Origin of the sequence: Caballeronia sp. ATUFL_F1_KS39 (assembly GCF_023630985.1) — a bacterium.
GTDB classification, from domain to species: Bacteria; Pseudomonadota; Gammaproteobacteria; order Burkholderiales; family Burkholderiaceae; genus Caballeronia; species Caballeronia zhejiangensis.
On record NZ_JALQDZ010000048.1, the window covers coordinates 42,925 to 58,451 of the forward strand.

Genomic DNA, 15,527 nt, shown 5'->3' on the forward strand with positions numbered 1-15,527 from the left:
GCGCCCAAAAGCGGCCGGCGCGTTTGGCAGATTTTGTCAGTGAAAGGGCAGATTCCGGTAGCTAAGGATTTCGGCGGCGTTGATATCATGCATCGCAACACATCAACGTTTGTTTGCCACAGCGCGCGTTTCGTCGAAAGGCTGTGGGCCCAGGAGTCATCGATGAATTACACGCCGCCCGTCAAGGAAATGATGTTTGTCATGGAAGAGCTGGCAGATATTGCAAGCATCAGCCAGCTTCCCGGACTTGCCGATTCGAACGCGGACACAGCGCTTGCCATTCTCGAGGAAGGCGCGAAACTCGCCGCCGAAGTCATCGCGCCGCTGAATGCGCGCGGCGACCAGCAGCCGAGCGAGTGGCGCGACGGCGAAGTGACGGCGACGCCCGGTTTCGCCGATGCCTTCCGTCAATACACGGAAGGCGGCTGGCAAGGCATCAGCCATCCGGCCGAATTCGGCGGACAAGGGCTCGCGAAACTGATCGCGTCGCCGTGCATCGAAATGCTGAACGCGTCGAACCTTTCCTTCGCGCTGTGCCCGCTGCTCACCGATGGCGCCATCGAAGCGTTGCTGCTCGCGGGCTCGGACGAACTGAAGGCGCGCTATCTGCCGAAGCTGATCGAAGGCGTCTGGACCGGCACGATGAATCTGACCGAGCCGCAAGCCGGCTCCGATCTCGCGCTCGTGCGTTCGCGCGCCGAACGGCAGGGCGACGGCACCTACAAGGTGTTCGGCACCAAGATTTTCATCACCTGGGGCGAGCACGACATGGCCGAGAACATCGTCCATCTCGTGCTGGCGCGCACGCCGGACGCGCCCGAAGGCGTGAAAGGCATCTCGCTGTTCGTCGTGCCGAAGTTCCTCGTCAACGACGACGGCAGCCTCGGCGCGCGCAACGACGTGCATTGCGTGTCGATCGAGCACAAGCTCGGCATCAAGGCGAGCCCGACCGCCGTGCTCCAGTACGGCGATAACGGCGGCGCGACCGGCTATCTCGTCGGCGAAGAGAATCGCGGCCTCGAATACATGTTCGTGATGATGAACGCGGCGCGCTTCGGCGTCGGCTTGCAGGGCATCGCGCTGTCCGACGCCGCTTATCAGAAGGCCGCCGACTATGCGAAGGAACGCGTGCAGAGCCGTCCCGTCGATGGTTCGAGCGCGGGTTCCGTCGCGATCATCCGTCATCCCGACGTGCGGCGCATGCTCGGCACGATGCGCGCGATGGCCGAAGGCGCGCGTGCGCTCGCCTACGTCGCGGCCGCGCACGCGGATATCGCCCATCATCACGACGACGCCGACACGCGCGCCCGCCATCTCGCGCTCAACGAATTCCTCGTGCCGGTCGTGAAAGGCTGGAGCACCGAAATGGCGAACGACGTGACGAGCCTCGGCGTTCAGGTTCACGGCGGCATGGGTTTCATCGAGGAGACCGGCGCGGCGCAGCTCTATCGCGACGCGCGCATCCTCGCGATCTACGAAGGCACGACGGCGATTCAGGCGAACGATCTCGTCGGCCGCAAGACGCTGCGCGATCGCGGCGCGACGGCGCAGGTGCTGCTCGCGCAGATCGACGAGACGCTCGACGCTCTGAAATCCGTCGATGCCGGCGATGCCGCGCGCGTTTTCGATTCGATGCATCGCCGTCTCGCCGATGGCCGCGACGCGCTCGCGAACGTCGTCGCCTACGTGCTCGAATCCGCGAAGCGCGATCCGAACGCGGTGTTCGCGGGCAGCGTGCTGTATCTGAAGCTCGCGGGCATCGTGTTGTCGGGCTGGCAGATGGCGCGCGCGCTGCTCGTCGCGCAAGCCAGACGGGCCGACGATCCGGCGTTCCACGGCGCGAAGATCGCGACCGCGCACTGCTTCTCCGAATACGTGCTGACGCAGGCGCGCGCGCTGGAAACCGCGATCGTCTCGGCGCACGGCGACGATCCGCTGTTCACATTGAGCGAGGCGCAATTCTGACGCCTGCACGCGAAATCAACAGGAGCGATGCAATGCGTGAAGTAGTGGTGGCAAGCGGCGTGCGAACTGCGATCGGCGACTTCGGCGGCAGCCTGAAGGATTTCTCTCCGACGCAACTCGGCGCGATGATCGTGCGCGAAACGCTTCAGCGCGCGAACGTCGCGGGCGACGACGTCGGTCACGTCGTCTTCGGCAATGTCGTGCATACGGAACCGAAGGACATGTATCTCGCGCGCGTCGCGGCGATCGACGGCGGCGTCGCGCAGCACGTTCCGGCGCTGACGGTGAACCGGCTGTGCGGATCGGGCTTGCAGGCCATCGTATCGGCTGCGCAGACGATCATGCTCGGCGACTCGGACGTCGCGATCGGCGGCGGCGCGGAATCCATGAGCCGCGCGCTGTACGCGTTGCCGGGCGCGCGCTTCGGGCAGCGCATGGGCGACGGCAAGCTCGTCGACATGATGCTCGGCGCGCTGCACGATCCCTTTCAGACAATCCACATGGGCGTGACGGCGGAAAACGTGGCGCGCAAATACGGCATTTCCCGCGAGGCGCAGGACGCGCTCGCGCTCGAATCGCATCGCCGTGCGGCGCGTGCGATCGCGGAAGGCCGTTTCGGCGAGCAGATTCTGCCGATCACCGTGCGCGCGAAAAAAGGCGATGCCGTCTTCGACACCGACGAGCACGTCCGCCACGATGCGCGCCCGAGCGACTTCGAAAACCTGAAGGCCGTGTTCGTCAAGGAGAACGGCACGGTGACGGCCGGCAACGCATCGGGCATCAACGACGCGGCGGCGGCCGTGCTGCTGATGGAGCGTGGCGAAGCCGAGCGGCGCGGCGCGAAACCGCTCGCGCGGCTCGTGTCCTACGCGCACGCGGGCGTCGATCCGGCGTATATGGGCATCGGTCCCGTGCCCGCGACGCGCAAGGCGCTGGAACGGGCGGGTCTGTCCGTCGATCAGCTCGATGTCGTCGAGGCCAACGAAGCGTTCGCCGCGCAGGCGTGCGCGGTGACGAACGAGCTCGGACTCGATCCGCGCAAGGTGAATCCGAACGGTTCGGGCATTTCGCTCGGGCATCCGGTCGGCGCGACGGGCGCGCTCATCACGGTGAAGGCGCTTTATGAACTGAAGCGCATCGGCGGGCGTTACGCGCTCGTCACGATGTGCATCGGCGGCGGTCAGGGCATCGCGGCGATCTTCGAAAATCTTCAGTGAATCAGCCGAACGCGGGGACGACCTGCAGGAGCGGCTCGGGCTTCACCGCGATCTCGCCGGAGAATGGGCGGTCGTGCGAGAGAATCAGCAGCATGGTCGTCGCGAGACTCGCGCAGAAGAGCCCGATCGCGACGGCCGATGTCAGCCGGTTTTCGCCATGAACGAGCGCGATCGCGAAGACGAGACACACGGCGAGAAAGCCGAGGCACAGCCATTTGATGCCGCTGACTTCGGACCGGCTCACCAGAATGCGCTCGCGGCGCGCTTCGAGCGCCCGTTCCAGCGATACCGCTACCTGCCGCTGCGCGGTCTGCTGCCCGGGGGTTATCGCGGGCAGGGCGAGCGCGAACTGAAGCGCCTTGTTCAGCGTCGGCGGACTGATTTTCAGCGTGACCGCGCCTTGCGCCATCATCGGCCATTCCGTATTGACGGTGTATTCGATGTATTCGCGGATCAGCTTGCGCAACTGGATCTGCGCGTCTGGCGGAAAAGCGGCGGATAGCACGACGACGGATCGCAGCGCGCCGGCTTCGGCATCGACGGCCCCGTTGGCGCGCGCGGTGTCGTTCCAGACCTGCGCGGCGGTGAACGCGATGAGCAAGCCGAAGATGACGCCGATCGGCGAAAGCAGGCCCGGCGAAAGCGTCGTGAAGGCGCGCCGATGCGCGCTGGCCGCGAGCCGGCCCGTTACGAAGTGGATCGCCGCCCCCGCGACGCCCGTCGCGCCGAATACCACGAGCGTCATCTGCCAAAGCGGAAGGTTATGCAACCAGGTGCTCGTCATCGGATGCGCTCCGTGGACCCGAACGGAGCACATTAAATCACAGTCGATGGGGGGCTTCGAAGGTGCCCGTGCGCATTTCGCCGCTGGGCTGATAGCGGGTGATAGCCGCTTCCGAACGTCAGCACATTCGCGGCGCGCGGAAATCGACGCGGCGGTGAGTGCGGGCCACGCGCTAGCGAATTTTCTGTTGGCGGTCGAGTTCGCCGAGGTTCGCGAAGAATTCGTCGCCGTCGACGTGGTCAGCGCGATCGATTTGCGTATGCCCGATGGCAAGGATATCCAAGAGCGCGTTCGTTATTTGCGCGGTCGCGCCGCTTTGCGCCGCTTCGCTCTCAAGATTGATCGTCGGTTTCATGGGGTCGGCTATGTTCACGGTCAATTCAGTCAAGGAATGAACAACCGAATCTCGACCATATTCAGTCCCGTAGCAACGCGATTCCGCCCAAAATCGCCCGATTCACCGCCAAAGCACCATAAAAAAATCCCGTATAGTTAATGACTTGCGGGATTTTTGTTTTGGCGACCCACAAAATGACCCACGTCTGTCACGGCCTTTGATGTGCCGTTGGTCTGACATTGAGCGTTGCCGTTCGAATTGATACAAACGGTCCTCACATCTTTCTTGTGGCGTGTCGGAGCGAAGAGCGACACGTCCTGACGCATCGCTAACTCGCACGACTTGGAATGCTCTCGCAAGCGGGGAGCAAGCGAGAGCGGGACTTACCCGACATCAATATGACGCTAGCTATTTCTGGCTATTGAACTTCGCGAACAATCCGCTTTCTGCAACCTTCGATAGACTTCTCGTCAGTCTGCGCTATTCCATACGCATATTTGCAATATTCAGAAAGCTCTTTTTGGATGTCAGGTGATAGCTCATTCGCAGGAAAAGGATTTCCCTCATTTGCGAACGGATTGACGAACTCTCTTCGAAGCGTCAGCCTCCTTTTCAAGAAGTAGATGACGTTATCCTCATGATCGATATAGGAATGGTAATATCCGATGCTCAACCAAAATCCGAGCGTGAGCAAAGCAAAAACCATAAAAATAGCAGCAACGTTTCTCTTTCTATTCATAGAAATTACTTCCCCGGATCGGCAAGTGACAGTTCCGAGCGCAGCAATTTAACAATATCCATTCCGAGATTTCCGGGGCACGCGCGTCCCTTTTTTGTTGCGAGTTGCTGATATTCACGGTGCCCGCCTAACCTTTGAATATCGAAGAATTCCACGAGCACGCTACACAACGCTTTGCTTGCCTTTATTTGTTCAAGCGTTGGTTTGTCATGCCACAAAACAACCTGGTCCGTTAAAATTCCGCGAATATTCTTAATCTTATCAACCAACGATAAGCGGCTATATTCTTCCTGATACGCTTCACCAGCTTGCACAAGATCGGCAAGAAAAACTATTCCTATCTTACCCGTGTTATCGCCGGCGACGTGCTCGCCGGTGAACCGTATATCGCGACCTTCATAGATTTCACCTTGGCACGAAATAGCGTAGTGGTATCCGGCATCATCAAATGGCGGGCTTCTACCCATGTCTTCTGCTTGAACGCGCTGCATTTCCTCAATAGAGGGCGCGCCACACGAATAACTTCGGCCAGCGTGATGCAAAACAATATCTTGGTAGTCCCAATAACTATCCTTCAATACTTTTCGCGGCGGTTTTGCGTGCCATTCCGATCGCTCGATCAGCTTGTAGCCCTTTCTTGAAAGCGCATTAATGATCGCCTGCCGGGTCGCCGCACGATTATTCACAGAGATGGCTATCGCATCATCTTTACTGCTTCCCAGCGCTGAACGACTCGATGTCCAGTGTTCGATCTTGTAATCCGTGCTCATGTGCTTAAGCTCCTCTTCCGGGGTTTAGCTCCCGTTTGGGTGACGAGAACGAGACGTGGATATCGATAGCACTCACGCCATCTGTCTCAATTTTTGCGTAGCCGTTGGCGTCTGTCTTTCCGGATTGTTCGACGCCGGACACGCGCGCAACATACTTCTGATCGCGTAGCGGCTCACCGGTAACGCTGTCCTGCACATAGAACCAACTCGTATGCTTGCCTTCGCGGGCTGCCTGTGTAGGTGGCGCTGCAATTGGAGCTCCACCATCTGTTGATGTGTGAGTCCCGTCTCCTTTCCCGTCCCTTATCAAGAACTCGGGATGCCCCGAAAGCACGCGATTCTGCCCACACGGACAAAGCACTCGATCCATATGCCTGACGAGCGGTAGCCCTTCGTCGAGCATCGTGTCGGCAGTGCCCAATATCGGAAAACCACCTTCACAATTCCCACAACTAGCAATGTCGTTGCGGCGTGAGAGCGTTCGCCCGTTCTCCGCGAAGAACGACGAAGAGCCGCCTAGAACTCGGCCTCGCGTAGTCGTCCAATCGCCTTTTCCAACCAGCTTGTCAGTCATGCAATGCTCGCCGCTCTATCGGCAAGGATCATTGATTCGTTATGCTTGCTTTTTGGCATTTATTTCTATCCCTGTCGTGAATGCTCGCCCGGTTTGAGCGGCATCGTCAGCATACGAAGGCAGCGACCACGCGCAAGCAGCCGACGACATAGACACGGCGAAATCAACGAATTTTTACGGCATCATAAAATCAGCGCTGCGGGGTTCTGTCGTATTCGGCGAAATCTGGCGCGTGGTTGCGCAGGGACGGGCTTGGCAGCCTTTAGTGAGTTTTCCAACCCGCGACGGTCGCGCAATGCGAGCGAAGCGATAGAACCCCAAGCGCCAAAATGACCGTTGACGCATGGTGCTTTGGCACGCCTATGGGCGGGACGTGGCAGGGAATCCGAAAGGGTTGCCGGTAATGGTTGTACTCACCCGGTCTGCCACCCTTGTCACTGTTCCCGCCCGCCCCTTCCATCGAAGGGCGCGGCTCCGGGCTTCACACAGGAGTGAGACATGGGTAATCGAAGCGTCCATTCTGTCACAGGCACAGTCAGGATCGAGCATCGGCTGAGTCAGACAGCCGTGACTATCAAACGGACGCAAGACATCATCGCACAACAGAAGCAGACGCTTTGCGCTGAACAGGCGGCAAAGCTGGATGCCGTTGAGTCCAGTCTGTTGGCGGCATTGGCAAATCCCAGATTGTCAATACAGCTTTTCCAATCGGTGCGCGCCATGCTTCGACCGATGGACGCCGCCGAACAACAGCTTTTCGATGAGCTTGTTAAATGCGGCGTCGTGTCAAAGACCAGCGCGCGAACATAAAGGGAACCGTCTATCGCTCGAATGTCCGCAATTGACATGCGAACGTTCGCGTGAGGCGTTCGCATTGTCCGCACCAATTCGCACCTGCGTCGGAACGTGCCAGTCTAAATGAGCATGAGTGCATTCGTTCATGCGTACACCTTTGCGAATACTTAGCTACTGAGTATTTGCGCGTCATCGCGCCCGCATAGCGATTCTGATTTAGGAAGGACCCGCGCCGCCGTTTTTCAACCACCCCCCGTGCGAAGCGCATTTCGGGGCATGGGGTGTCGATGCGAGTCATGTGTTGTTCGCCAGTCGCGCTCGGCATTCGCGCAGAAATTTGTTTAGGCGGCGCGCTCTTCCAGCCGCTGCGATGCGCTTCTATATAGGCGCTGGCGCATTCGTCGAACGTGATCGCTTTCGCTTTGGCCGTTTCGTCGGCGGCGCGGTCTTTCTGCTTGGCGTCGAGCGGGTCAATCCCGTCGAGCAGGAGCCGCCGACATTCGAGCGCGCGTACGGGCGTCGGCGAGTCCGATCGTGTGGAGTGGCCCGAGACCCATGTATCGGGCGCGGCCCTGCCGCATGTAGCGGAACAGCCACGTTGACGCCGTTCTTTGTAATCTGTAAGTACAGCCCGTTCCCGTCACAGTAGTTCCCGGCGCGGCAGTCTTGTTGGCGAACGCCTGAGAGAGACGATTGATTGCGTTTGCCATGATTGAACCCACATATCGACCCACAAAATAATAGCGGATTCGCGCGGAAAGGTGCGGATTGATGCGGTTCGCATTTCGCTCTATTTAATTGATGTATAAGGGATTCTTGGATCGATGTGCAAAAGCATGGAATGCAAATGGGCGGACCCACTCACCGCCCGAGCCCGCTCGCCGCGATCTGCTGCTCGACATACTGCGCGAAGAGCGCGTGCATGCGCGTCGTCGGATGCAGTTCGTCGGCGAACATGTACGTCTGGTCCGCGTTCGACGTCACGTAGGTCGCCGGCGAGCACAGCAGCGACGTATCGTGCGGCGTCTTCGACGGATCGCACGCCTGCGCCGTGTTCGACACGGTGAATCCGTTGGCCTGATAGTTCGCGATGGTCTGCGTCGTCCACGTATAGGAATCGACGACGATGACCTTGCCTTGCAGCCCGTTCGTCTGCAACGCCGAGGTCAGCGTCGCATTGAAAAGCTGCGACAGTTGCGTGAGGTTGCCGCCGCCATCGGACTGGCGGAGGCCATCGGGCGAGAGTCCGATATTCGGCACGTTCACCACCACCACATGCGTGGCTCCGCTCTGCACGATCTTGCCGACGAGTTGCGCGAGCGTCGTCGCGGCGGTCTGCACGGTCGTGTTGGCGGCGGGCGGCGTGCCCGCGCGCAGAACATCGTTCGCGCCGGCCCAAACGAGCACGAGCTGATTCGAATTGAAACTTCCGTGCGACGACAGATAGCTCGAAATCTGCTGATTGACCGGCATTTCAATATCGCCGATCACATCGGTCAGGAACTGGTTCTGATCGGCCGGCGTGGCGACCGTGGAACCGCCTTGCGCGTAGCCCAAACCGCTTTGCGGCTTCAACTCGTGTCCGAGGTCGATCGTGAATGCCGCCGTCAGCGTGTCGCCGTAATACTGCGCGACATTCTGCGTCCAGACCTGGCCCGGATTGGTCGTGAAGCGCCCGCCTTTGACCGCGCTCGCGATGGGCGCGTACGTGCCGACATCCGACAAGCTGTCGCCGAACGCGACGACCTGCAGCTTCACGCCGCCCGCCGGCGCGGACGGACTCGTTCCGCCCGAGTCGCTATCGCTGCCGCTGCCGCCGCCGCATGAGGTAAGCAGTGCAATCAGCACGGCAGAAATTGCGCGGCGAATGCCGGGCGTGATTCCGATCTGGCGCATCGCTCCTCCGTCTCATCCTTGTCCGGGGCGGCTTCGCGCGCGTCGACGGAATGTCGGCCGGCGAGGAAGAACTCGCGGCTCCGGGTATCGATGGCAACGTCAAGCAAGAAAGATGCGCTTCCCACTCCAGCGTCAGTAACCCGCTTATTCCGTCCCGCAGTCGTTGCAGGTGTTGTCGATGTACCTCGCCGGTTTGCCGTGCGTGGGCGGGCTGATCTGCATATAGCCGCCATCCAGGATGTTGTGACGCACGACGTTCCCGCTATAGTCGACGCCGCCTTCGCCATTCGCCCCGCCCGTGATGTTGCCCCCGTTGACCATGCGGTTGCATTCGAGCACGTTGCCGCCGGTGTCCTGCGTGGCGTCGTTGTTCTCGGGGCCCATGCGGCAGTTGTCGGCGAGGTTATAGGCCACGCGCCCGTTCACCGAGCCGACGAGCGCGATGCCGTACAGCGGGCAGTTGGCGAACGAGTTGAACATCAGCACGGCGCCGGTGCCGCCGCCCTGGCCTTCGGTCTGGAACATAGACTGGCCGAAGAAATCGCGGAAGCTGTTGCCCGCGAGGACGAAGTTGTCGACCGCGCCATTGGTCTGGACGGGAATGTCGTATTCGCCGGGGCGATCCCATTCGCGGATACGCGTCGGATTCGCGCCCACGAAGTTGCAGCCGACGAGACTGTTGCCCGTCGACGGCCCTTCGTAATTGAACATGTTGCCGTTGTTGCGGATCGTCTTCCTGAGCGTCACGCCCGGCTCGCACTGTAGATGCCGGTTGCTGGCCGTGACGACGACCGTGTGATTGAGCAGATACGTGCCGGCGGGCACCAGCACATCGCCGGCATCGATGGCGGCCTGGAACGCCTTGGTGTCGTCGGTCTTGCCGTCGCCGGCCGCGCCGAAATCCTTCGGGCTGCGCGGATCGACGAGCTTCGGCGGCGTGAACGACGTCAGCGGGCAACTCGGCGTCGCCGGGACCGGCGAACTCGTGAGCGTGGCGCGATGCGCGCCGCCGTAGTTCTCGTTCCTCAGCCGATGCCACCAGCGCACGAAGGTTTGCCAGTTCAGCCGGTTCAGAACCCGGCCATCGTCCCAGACTGCGTAGACCGTCTGCACATGCTGCGTCACGCGTGGCGTGTTTATCGCGAGCACGGAAACAACAATCATTATTACGACAACCCAAATGGATTTCTTCATTTGCCTTCCGTACGCGCATTGAGATTCACGATGACGAGGCTCCGATGACGCCGCGCGCAGCCGCCACTCTCGCACGTTATGAACGTGGACTTCTGCACGGTAGCGCACCCGGCAAGCGCGCAAACTGCCCGGGCGTGCCAGCATGACCGTGCAGAATCGCGGGGTTCGCGCATGGCATCGGCGCGCGCCGTGCTGTGGCGAACAGTTCGCGCATGCCGTTTGATGCACTCTCCCCCGGTGCGCAAGCAAGCATCCGTCTTGCGCGGATCGAGGTCAATTTGCCGGAGGGAGAGTGCTGACCGCAACAGTGCAATCGCTAAGAGAACGTCTGCTCGGGGTTCATCAGGATCACAAGCGCATCGCGAGGAGCGCCTTCGTCCTGCTGCTGTTCGTTCTTGCCGGGAAGCTGATCGGCGCATCGAAGGAAATGGCGATCGCGTATCGATACGGCGTCAGCGGCACCGTCGATGCCTATCAGCTCGCGCTCACGATCATCACCTGGCTGCCCGCGACGATCACGAATCAGTTGAGCGTGCTGCTCGTGCCCGCGCTCGTCGCGCTCAGGAACGACAAGCACCGGCAGAACCAGCTTCTCAGCGAGCTCGAGGGCGCGGGGCTTGCCATCGGCATCGTGGTATCGCTGCTGCTGTATTTTTTGTGGCCGCACATGGTCGGTCTCTTCGCCGGAACGCTCTCCGAATCGACGCGCGAAATGTGCCGGCAGATGGTCGTCGGGATGACGCCGGTCGGCGTGCTGGCCTTCACGATCTGCATTTCGGCGGCGCGGCTCCAGGCATCCGAAAGGCACATCAACACGCTGCTGGAATGCGTGCCGGCCATCGCGCTGCTGGTGTTCGTGCTGAGCGCGCGCAACAACACGTCGATCATGCCGCTCATCGTCGGCACGACGATCGGCATCGTGATTCAGGCCGTGTGGCTGCGCATCCTCGCCCGGCGCGCCGATGGCGTGCCCGCGCGCCCGCGTCTCTCCGTGCGCGCGCCGCATTGGCCGGGCATGACGCGCTCGCTCGGCATGTTGCTGATCGGCTCGGTGGTGGCGAACCTGTGGCTTCCCGTCGATCAATACTTCATGGCGCATATGGGCGATGGCGCCATCGCGACGCTCGGCTACGCGAACCGGCTGCTGTCGCTGCTCGTGAGCATGGGCGCGATCGCGATCAGTCGGGCGACCTTGCCGATTCTTTCGGAAATCCTGCATCGCGGCGATCACGCGCGGGCGCGCAGCACGGCGCGCAAATGGTCGTTCGTGATGCTGGGCGTGGGAACGGTCGGCGCGATGATCGCCTATGCGCTTGCGCCGTACGCGATCAAGCTGCTGTTCCAGAAGGGCGCGTTCACGAGCGAGGACACGATCGCGGTCACGAGCCTGTTCCGCTGCGGGCTTTCGCAGATTCCGTTTTCGTTCGGGATGTGCGTGCTCATTCAGTCGTTCGCGAGCGAGGCGCGCTACAAGGCGATCACGGTCATTTCCGTGCTGGGATTCGCGACCAAGCTAGCGGCCACGGCGATTCTGATCCGCTTTTTCGGATCGCAGGGCGTGCTGCTCGGGACCGGCGTGGGCGCGGCGAGCGTCTTCATCTGCTACTTCTTCCTCACCAGCTTCGCGCCGACCGCTACCGCACCGCGTTCCGATAGCCAGTGATTCATCGGCAGTCAGCCGCTCCGTTCGCGCGAGCGGCTGACCCGCTGGCAAGTCCTACGCGCCCCGCACCATCACGCCATGACCGCGACGCTGCATTTCGGTGTCGTCCTCGGCGCTGTAGTCGCGGTCGAGCGCGGCAGCCGCCGCATACACGCCCGGTTCCTCGATGACGCCCGCATGGTTGCCCGGCACTTCCGCGACCGTCAGCCCACGGCGCGCAATCTTGCGCCAGAGCGGCAGCGGATCGCCCCGGTCTTCCTCGCGCGACGCGGCCCGTACGTAGACGATCGGGCCGCCTTCGTACGGCTTCGGCCGATAGTTGTTCATCGCGGCGCGGAACGTGTCGCGCATGCGCCGCAAAACCGGCGGCATCGGATCGGCGGATGCGACTTGCGCCGGCGTCTGCGGCACGCGGCCGAGGCGCATCGCCAGCTTGTTCCCGGCGGCCGACAACTTCGCGCCCGCAAAACCGACGCGTTCGCGCGGCGACATCCCCGCGAGCGTCTTCCATAGACGGCTCGCGTAATCGCGGCGGAATTCGAGCAGCGCGAACCACGGCAGCCAGCGTTCCTGCACGTAGGTGTCGAGCAGACACACGAACTCTGTCTGCTCGCCTGCGCCGAACAACTGCTGCGCGATTTCGAGCGCGACCAGTCCGCCGAACGAGAATCCGGCGAGCGCATACGGGCCGTTCGGCTGAACCTTGCGAATCTGCTCGACGTAAGTCTTCGCCATGTCCTCGACGCGGCGTTGCGGCGCCGTCTCGCCATCGAGCCCGAGCGCCTGAAGGCCGTACACCGGGCGCTCCTTGCGCATGTTGCCGATCAGGCGCGTGCATTCGAGCACCGATCCCGTCACGCTATGCACGAGGAAGAGCGGGACGCCTTCGCCTTCGCGCATCGGCACGAGCACTTCCGATGTCTGCGGCAGCGCGCCGTTGTCGATGACATCGGCGAGCTTCGCGATGGTCGGCGCGCGCAACATCGTCGAGAGCGGGATTGGCCGTCCGATGATCGGTTGCAGTTCCGCCAGCAGGCGCGCCGCAAGCAGCGAATGTCCGCCGAGCTCGAAGAAATTGTCGTCGCGAGCGATCGGGGCGAACGCGAAGAGCTGCTCCCATTTCGTCTGCAACAGCCGCTCCAGTTCCTCGCGCGTCGCGTAGCTCTGCGGCACGTCGCCGGATCGCGGCTGGAGCGCGGGATGATGACGGATCGCATCGAGCGATGCCGGATTGCGCAGCGCGGCGGCGTTGGTCACATCGAGCCCGTTGACGGCATTGCGCACCGCGGCTTCCGTCAGCTTGCCGCTATGCGTGACCGGCAGATCGTCGACGGCCGCGATCACGTCGGGGACATGGGCGGCGGACGTGCGGCTCACGAGATCGCGCCGGATGCGCGCGATCAGCGTGCCGGTGAGCCGCGCGCCGGCTTTCAGCGTCACGAGCAGCACGAGCCGTTCGCCGACCGGATTGCCGGGCGCATCGGCATCGGCATCGGCGGCGCGCACGCGCTGCTGAACGACGATGCCCTCGCGAATCTCGGGAATGTCGTTGAGCACGCGATAGATCTCGCCCGGCCCGACATTGATGCCGCGCACGACGAGCACGCCGTCGCTGCGTCCGTGCAGACGCGCCGTGCCTTCCGGCGGAAACTCGATCTGATCGCCGTGCGTCCACACGCCCGCATTGGCGCTGAAATACGCCTTGTGAAAGCGCTCGCCGTCCGGATCGTTGAGAAATCCGAGCGGGCGCGACGGGAACGGGTTCACGCACACCAGATCGCCGACGCCTTGCGTGCGCGCGCCGTCGCGCCACGCCTGCACATCGAACGCGAGGCTCTTGCATTGCGCCTCGCCCGCATAAACCGGCAGGTCCGGGTTGCCGAGCACGAAGCAGCCGAGGATGTCGGTGCCGCCCGAAATCGACTGCAATCGCAGCGGCTTCACGTTGTCGCGGACCCATTCGAACTGCGCGTCGAAGAGGATCGCGCCGGTGGACATCATCGCGTGAAGGCCGCCCAGATCGAATTCGCGCGACGGCACGAGCCCGGCGTCCTCGCACATCTTCAGATACGCGGGACTCGTGCCGAACACGTTGACGCGTTCTTCGGCGACGAGCCGCCACAACGTATCGACCGATGCGATCGGCCCGTCATAGGTAACGATTTCGACGCCCGACGCGAGCGCCGACAACTGCCAGTTCCACATCATCCACGCGCAACTCGTGTGGAAGAACATGCGGTCGCCCGGCCGGACATCGCAATGGAGCCGATGCTCCTTCAGATGCTCGATGAGGCTCCCGCCCGCGCCGTGCACGATGCATTTGGGCTTGCCGGTCGTGCCGGACGAGAACATCACGAAGAGCGGGTGATTGAAGTTGAAGCGCTTCCAGTCGACCCGCGCCGGATCGCCGGCCGCGAGCAGCGCGTCCAGCGAGTTGACGGGCGGCGCGGCGTGCACGGCCGACGGATCGCCATCGAGACTGACGATGCCCGCAAGCGTTGGGAGCGCGTCGGCGAGCATCGATATCTTCTTGTCGAGCGGCGTGCCGGTGTCGAACGGCTTGGCGGCGGTATGCGCGAACAGGAAGCGCGGTTCGAGTTGCGTGAAGCGGTCGAGCAGCGTTTCGATGCCCATTTCCGGCGCGGCGGTGGACAACGTCGCGCCGATCGCGGTCACGGCGAGCGCGGTGACGATCGCATCGGCGTCGTTGCGCATCACGCCCGCGACGCGGTCGCCTTCGCGCAGGCCGAGTTGCGTGAGCGCGTCGGCGAGACGAGCCACGCGCGCACGCAATTCGCCGCGCGTAAAGCGCACGCGGCGGCCATCGGCGTGACAGGCGGTGAGCGCTGGCGAATCCGCGGGCGCAATCGAGAAGCCGAGCAGATTCTCAGCGTAATTGAGCGTGACGTCGGGAAAGAACCGCGCGTGTTCGCAACTATCGCCGACGCATACCGGCTCGGCTTTGCCCGACCACGTCAATCCCGGCGTCCATTGCAGAAAGGACTTCCAGAAGCCGCGGTAATCGCGGATCGAGAAGTCGTGTAACTCGCCAAAGTCTTTTAATGGCTGGCCGGATTGCGCTCGCAGCGCCGCGGTGAATGCGGATATCTGCGATGGTGTGGTTTGGACGGTTTCCTGGACAAAAATCGGCAGACGCGACTTCGCCTCGCCGGGCGATTCCGAACGATCCATGAAGTGGCTCCCTCAGCAGTTATGGCAATACCTTTGGGCACTCGGTTTGCCTTCTTTTTTTAAATCTCTGGATTGTCTGCGGCGCTTTTTCGCGCTCTCGAATAGGTCCGATTCCGGCGGACATGTGCCATCGACGATTAAGCGTATCCAGACAGATCGCCCGGTAATGTGCGGAGAGAAACACAAGTCGTTCGCTGATTAATGAAGCGCGTTGGGAGTCGGTAGGAATGACGCGAATCGCCGGCTGGTCATGCCATATTATTTAATCAGGGGCTGAAGAGTTAATTCGCGACCTCGCGCGACCGAAACAATGCGATTTGCGATGCGTGAATTCGACACGCTTATAAAAATCGAATAACCGGTATGCGTCGCATTCCTAATTGGAAAGATTATGAAAGATT

The 15,527-nt window shown here is 61.9% G+C and carries 11 protein-coding genes; 5 read left to right on the forward strand and 6 right to left on the reverse strand.

Annotated elements, in window-relative coordinates; all coding sequences use genetic code 11:
• Positions 1 to 162 precede the first annotated feature (162 nt).
• On the forward strand, positions 163 to 1,965 hold the full coding sequence (locus tag NCR93_RS24785; RefSeq protein WP_175980515.1) for an acyl-CoA dehydrogenase: 1,803 nt from the start codon (positions 163 to 165) through the stop codon (positions 1,963 to 1,965).
• Between the two features lie 32 nt (positions 1,966 to 1,997).
• On the forward strand, positions 1,998 to 3,182 hold the full coding sequence (gene bktB / locus NCR93_RS24790; RefSeq protein ID WP_175980516.1) for a beta-ketothiolase BktB: 1,185 nt from the start codon (positions 1,998 to 2,000) through the stop codon (positions 3,180 to 3,182).
• A 1-nt stretch (position 3,183) separates the two neighbouring features.
• Here bktB and NCR93_RS24795 read toward each other — a convergent pair whose 3' ends face one another.
• Entirely contained in the window at positions 3,184 to 3,966 is a 783-nt protein-coding gene (locus tag NCR93_RS24795) for a bestrophin-like domain (RefSeq protein WP_008347548.1), read from the reverse strand.
• A gap of 46 nt (positions 3,967 to 4,012) precedes the next feature.
• Here NCR93_RS24795 and NCR93_RS24800 point away from each other — a divergent pair, with 46 nt between their 5' ends.
• Positions 4,013 to 4,462, forward strand: a complete 450-nt coding sequence (locus tag NCR93_RS24800; protein ID WP_175980517.1) for a hypothetical protein — start codon at positions 4,013 to 4,015, stop codon at positions 4,460 to 4,462.
• A 585-nt stretch (positions 4,463 to 5,047) separates the two neighbouring features.
• On the opposite strand, the gene NCR93_RS24805 is transcribed toward NCR93_RS24800, so the two are convergent.
• Both NCR93_RS24805 and NCR93_RS24810 read right to left on the reverse strand, forming a co-directional pair.
• Positions 5,048 to 5,812: a peptidoglycan recognition protein family protein gene (locus NCR93_RS24805; protein ID WP_175980518.1), complete on the reverse strand. Its 765-nt coding sequence runs from the start codon at positions 5,810 to 5,812 to the stop codon at positions 5,048 to 5,050.
• Between the two features lie 4 nt (positions 5,813 to 5,816).
• On the reverse strand, positions 5,817 to 6,386 hold the full coding sequence (locus NCR93_RS24810) for a PAAR domain-containing protein (RefSeq protein ID WP_175980519.1): 570 nt from the start codon (positions 6,384 to 6,386) through the stop codon (positions 5,817 to 5,819).
• A 498-nt stretch (positions 6,387 to 6,884) separates the two neighbouring features.
• Between NCR93_RS24810 and NCR93_RS24815 the strand changes: the two genes are divergently transcribed.
• On the forward strand, positions 6,885 to 7,196 hold the full coding sequence (locus NCR93_RS24815) for a hypothetical protein (RefSeq protein ID WP_175980520.1): 312 nt from the start codon (positions 6,885 to 6,887) through the stop codon (positions 7,194 to 7,196).
• Between the two features lie 846 nt (positions 7,197 to 8,042).
• Here NCR93_RS24815 and NCR93_RS24820 read toward each other — a convergent pair.
• A complete protein-coding gene (locus NCR93_RS24820) occupies positions 8,043 to 9,077 on the reverse strand; it encodes an SGNH/GDSL hydrolase family protein (RefSeq protein ID WP_008347551.1) in 1,035 nt (344 codons plus the stop codon).
• A gap of 144 nt (positions 9,078 to 9,221) precedes the next feature.
• The gene (locus NCR93_RS24825) at positions 9,222 to 10,271 is read right to left on the reverse strand and encodes a glycosyl hydrolase family 28-related protein (RefSeq protein ID WP_144403709.1); all 1,050 of its coding nucleotides are present in this window, start codon (positions 10,269 to 10,271) and stop codon (positions 9,222 to 9,224) included.
• A 292-nt stretch (positions 10,272 to 10,563) separates the two neighbouring features.
• Between NCR93_RS24825 and murJ the strand changes: the two genes are divergently transcribed.
• Positions 10,564 to 11,934 carry a murein biosynthesis integral membrane protein MurJ gene (gene murJ / locus NCR93_RS24830; protein WP_008347555.1) on the forward strand — a complete coding sequence of 457 codons (1,371 nt, stop codon included), beginning with the start codon at positions 10,564 to 10,566 and terminating at the stop codon, positions 11,932 to 11,934.
• 54 nt (positions 11,935 to 11,988) lie between these two features.
• Here murJ and NCR93_RS24835 read toward each other — a convergent pair whose 3' ends face one another.
• Positions 11,989 to 15,126 carry an acetoacetate--CoA ligase gene (locus tag NCR93_RS24835; protein ID WP_175980521.1) on the reverse strand — a complete coding sequence of 1,046 codons (3,138 nt, stop codon included), beginning with the start codon at positions 15,124 to 15,126 and terminating at the stop codon, positions 11,989 to 11,991.
• Positions 15,127 to 15,527: the final 401 nt, after the last annotated feature.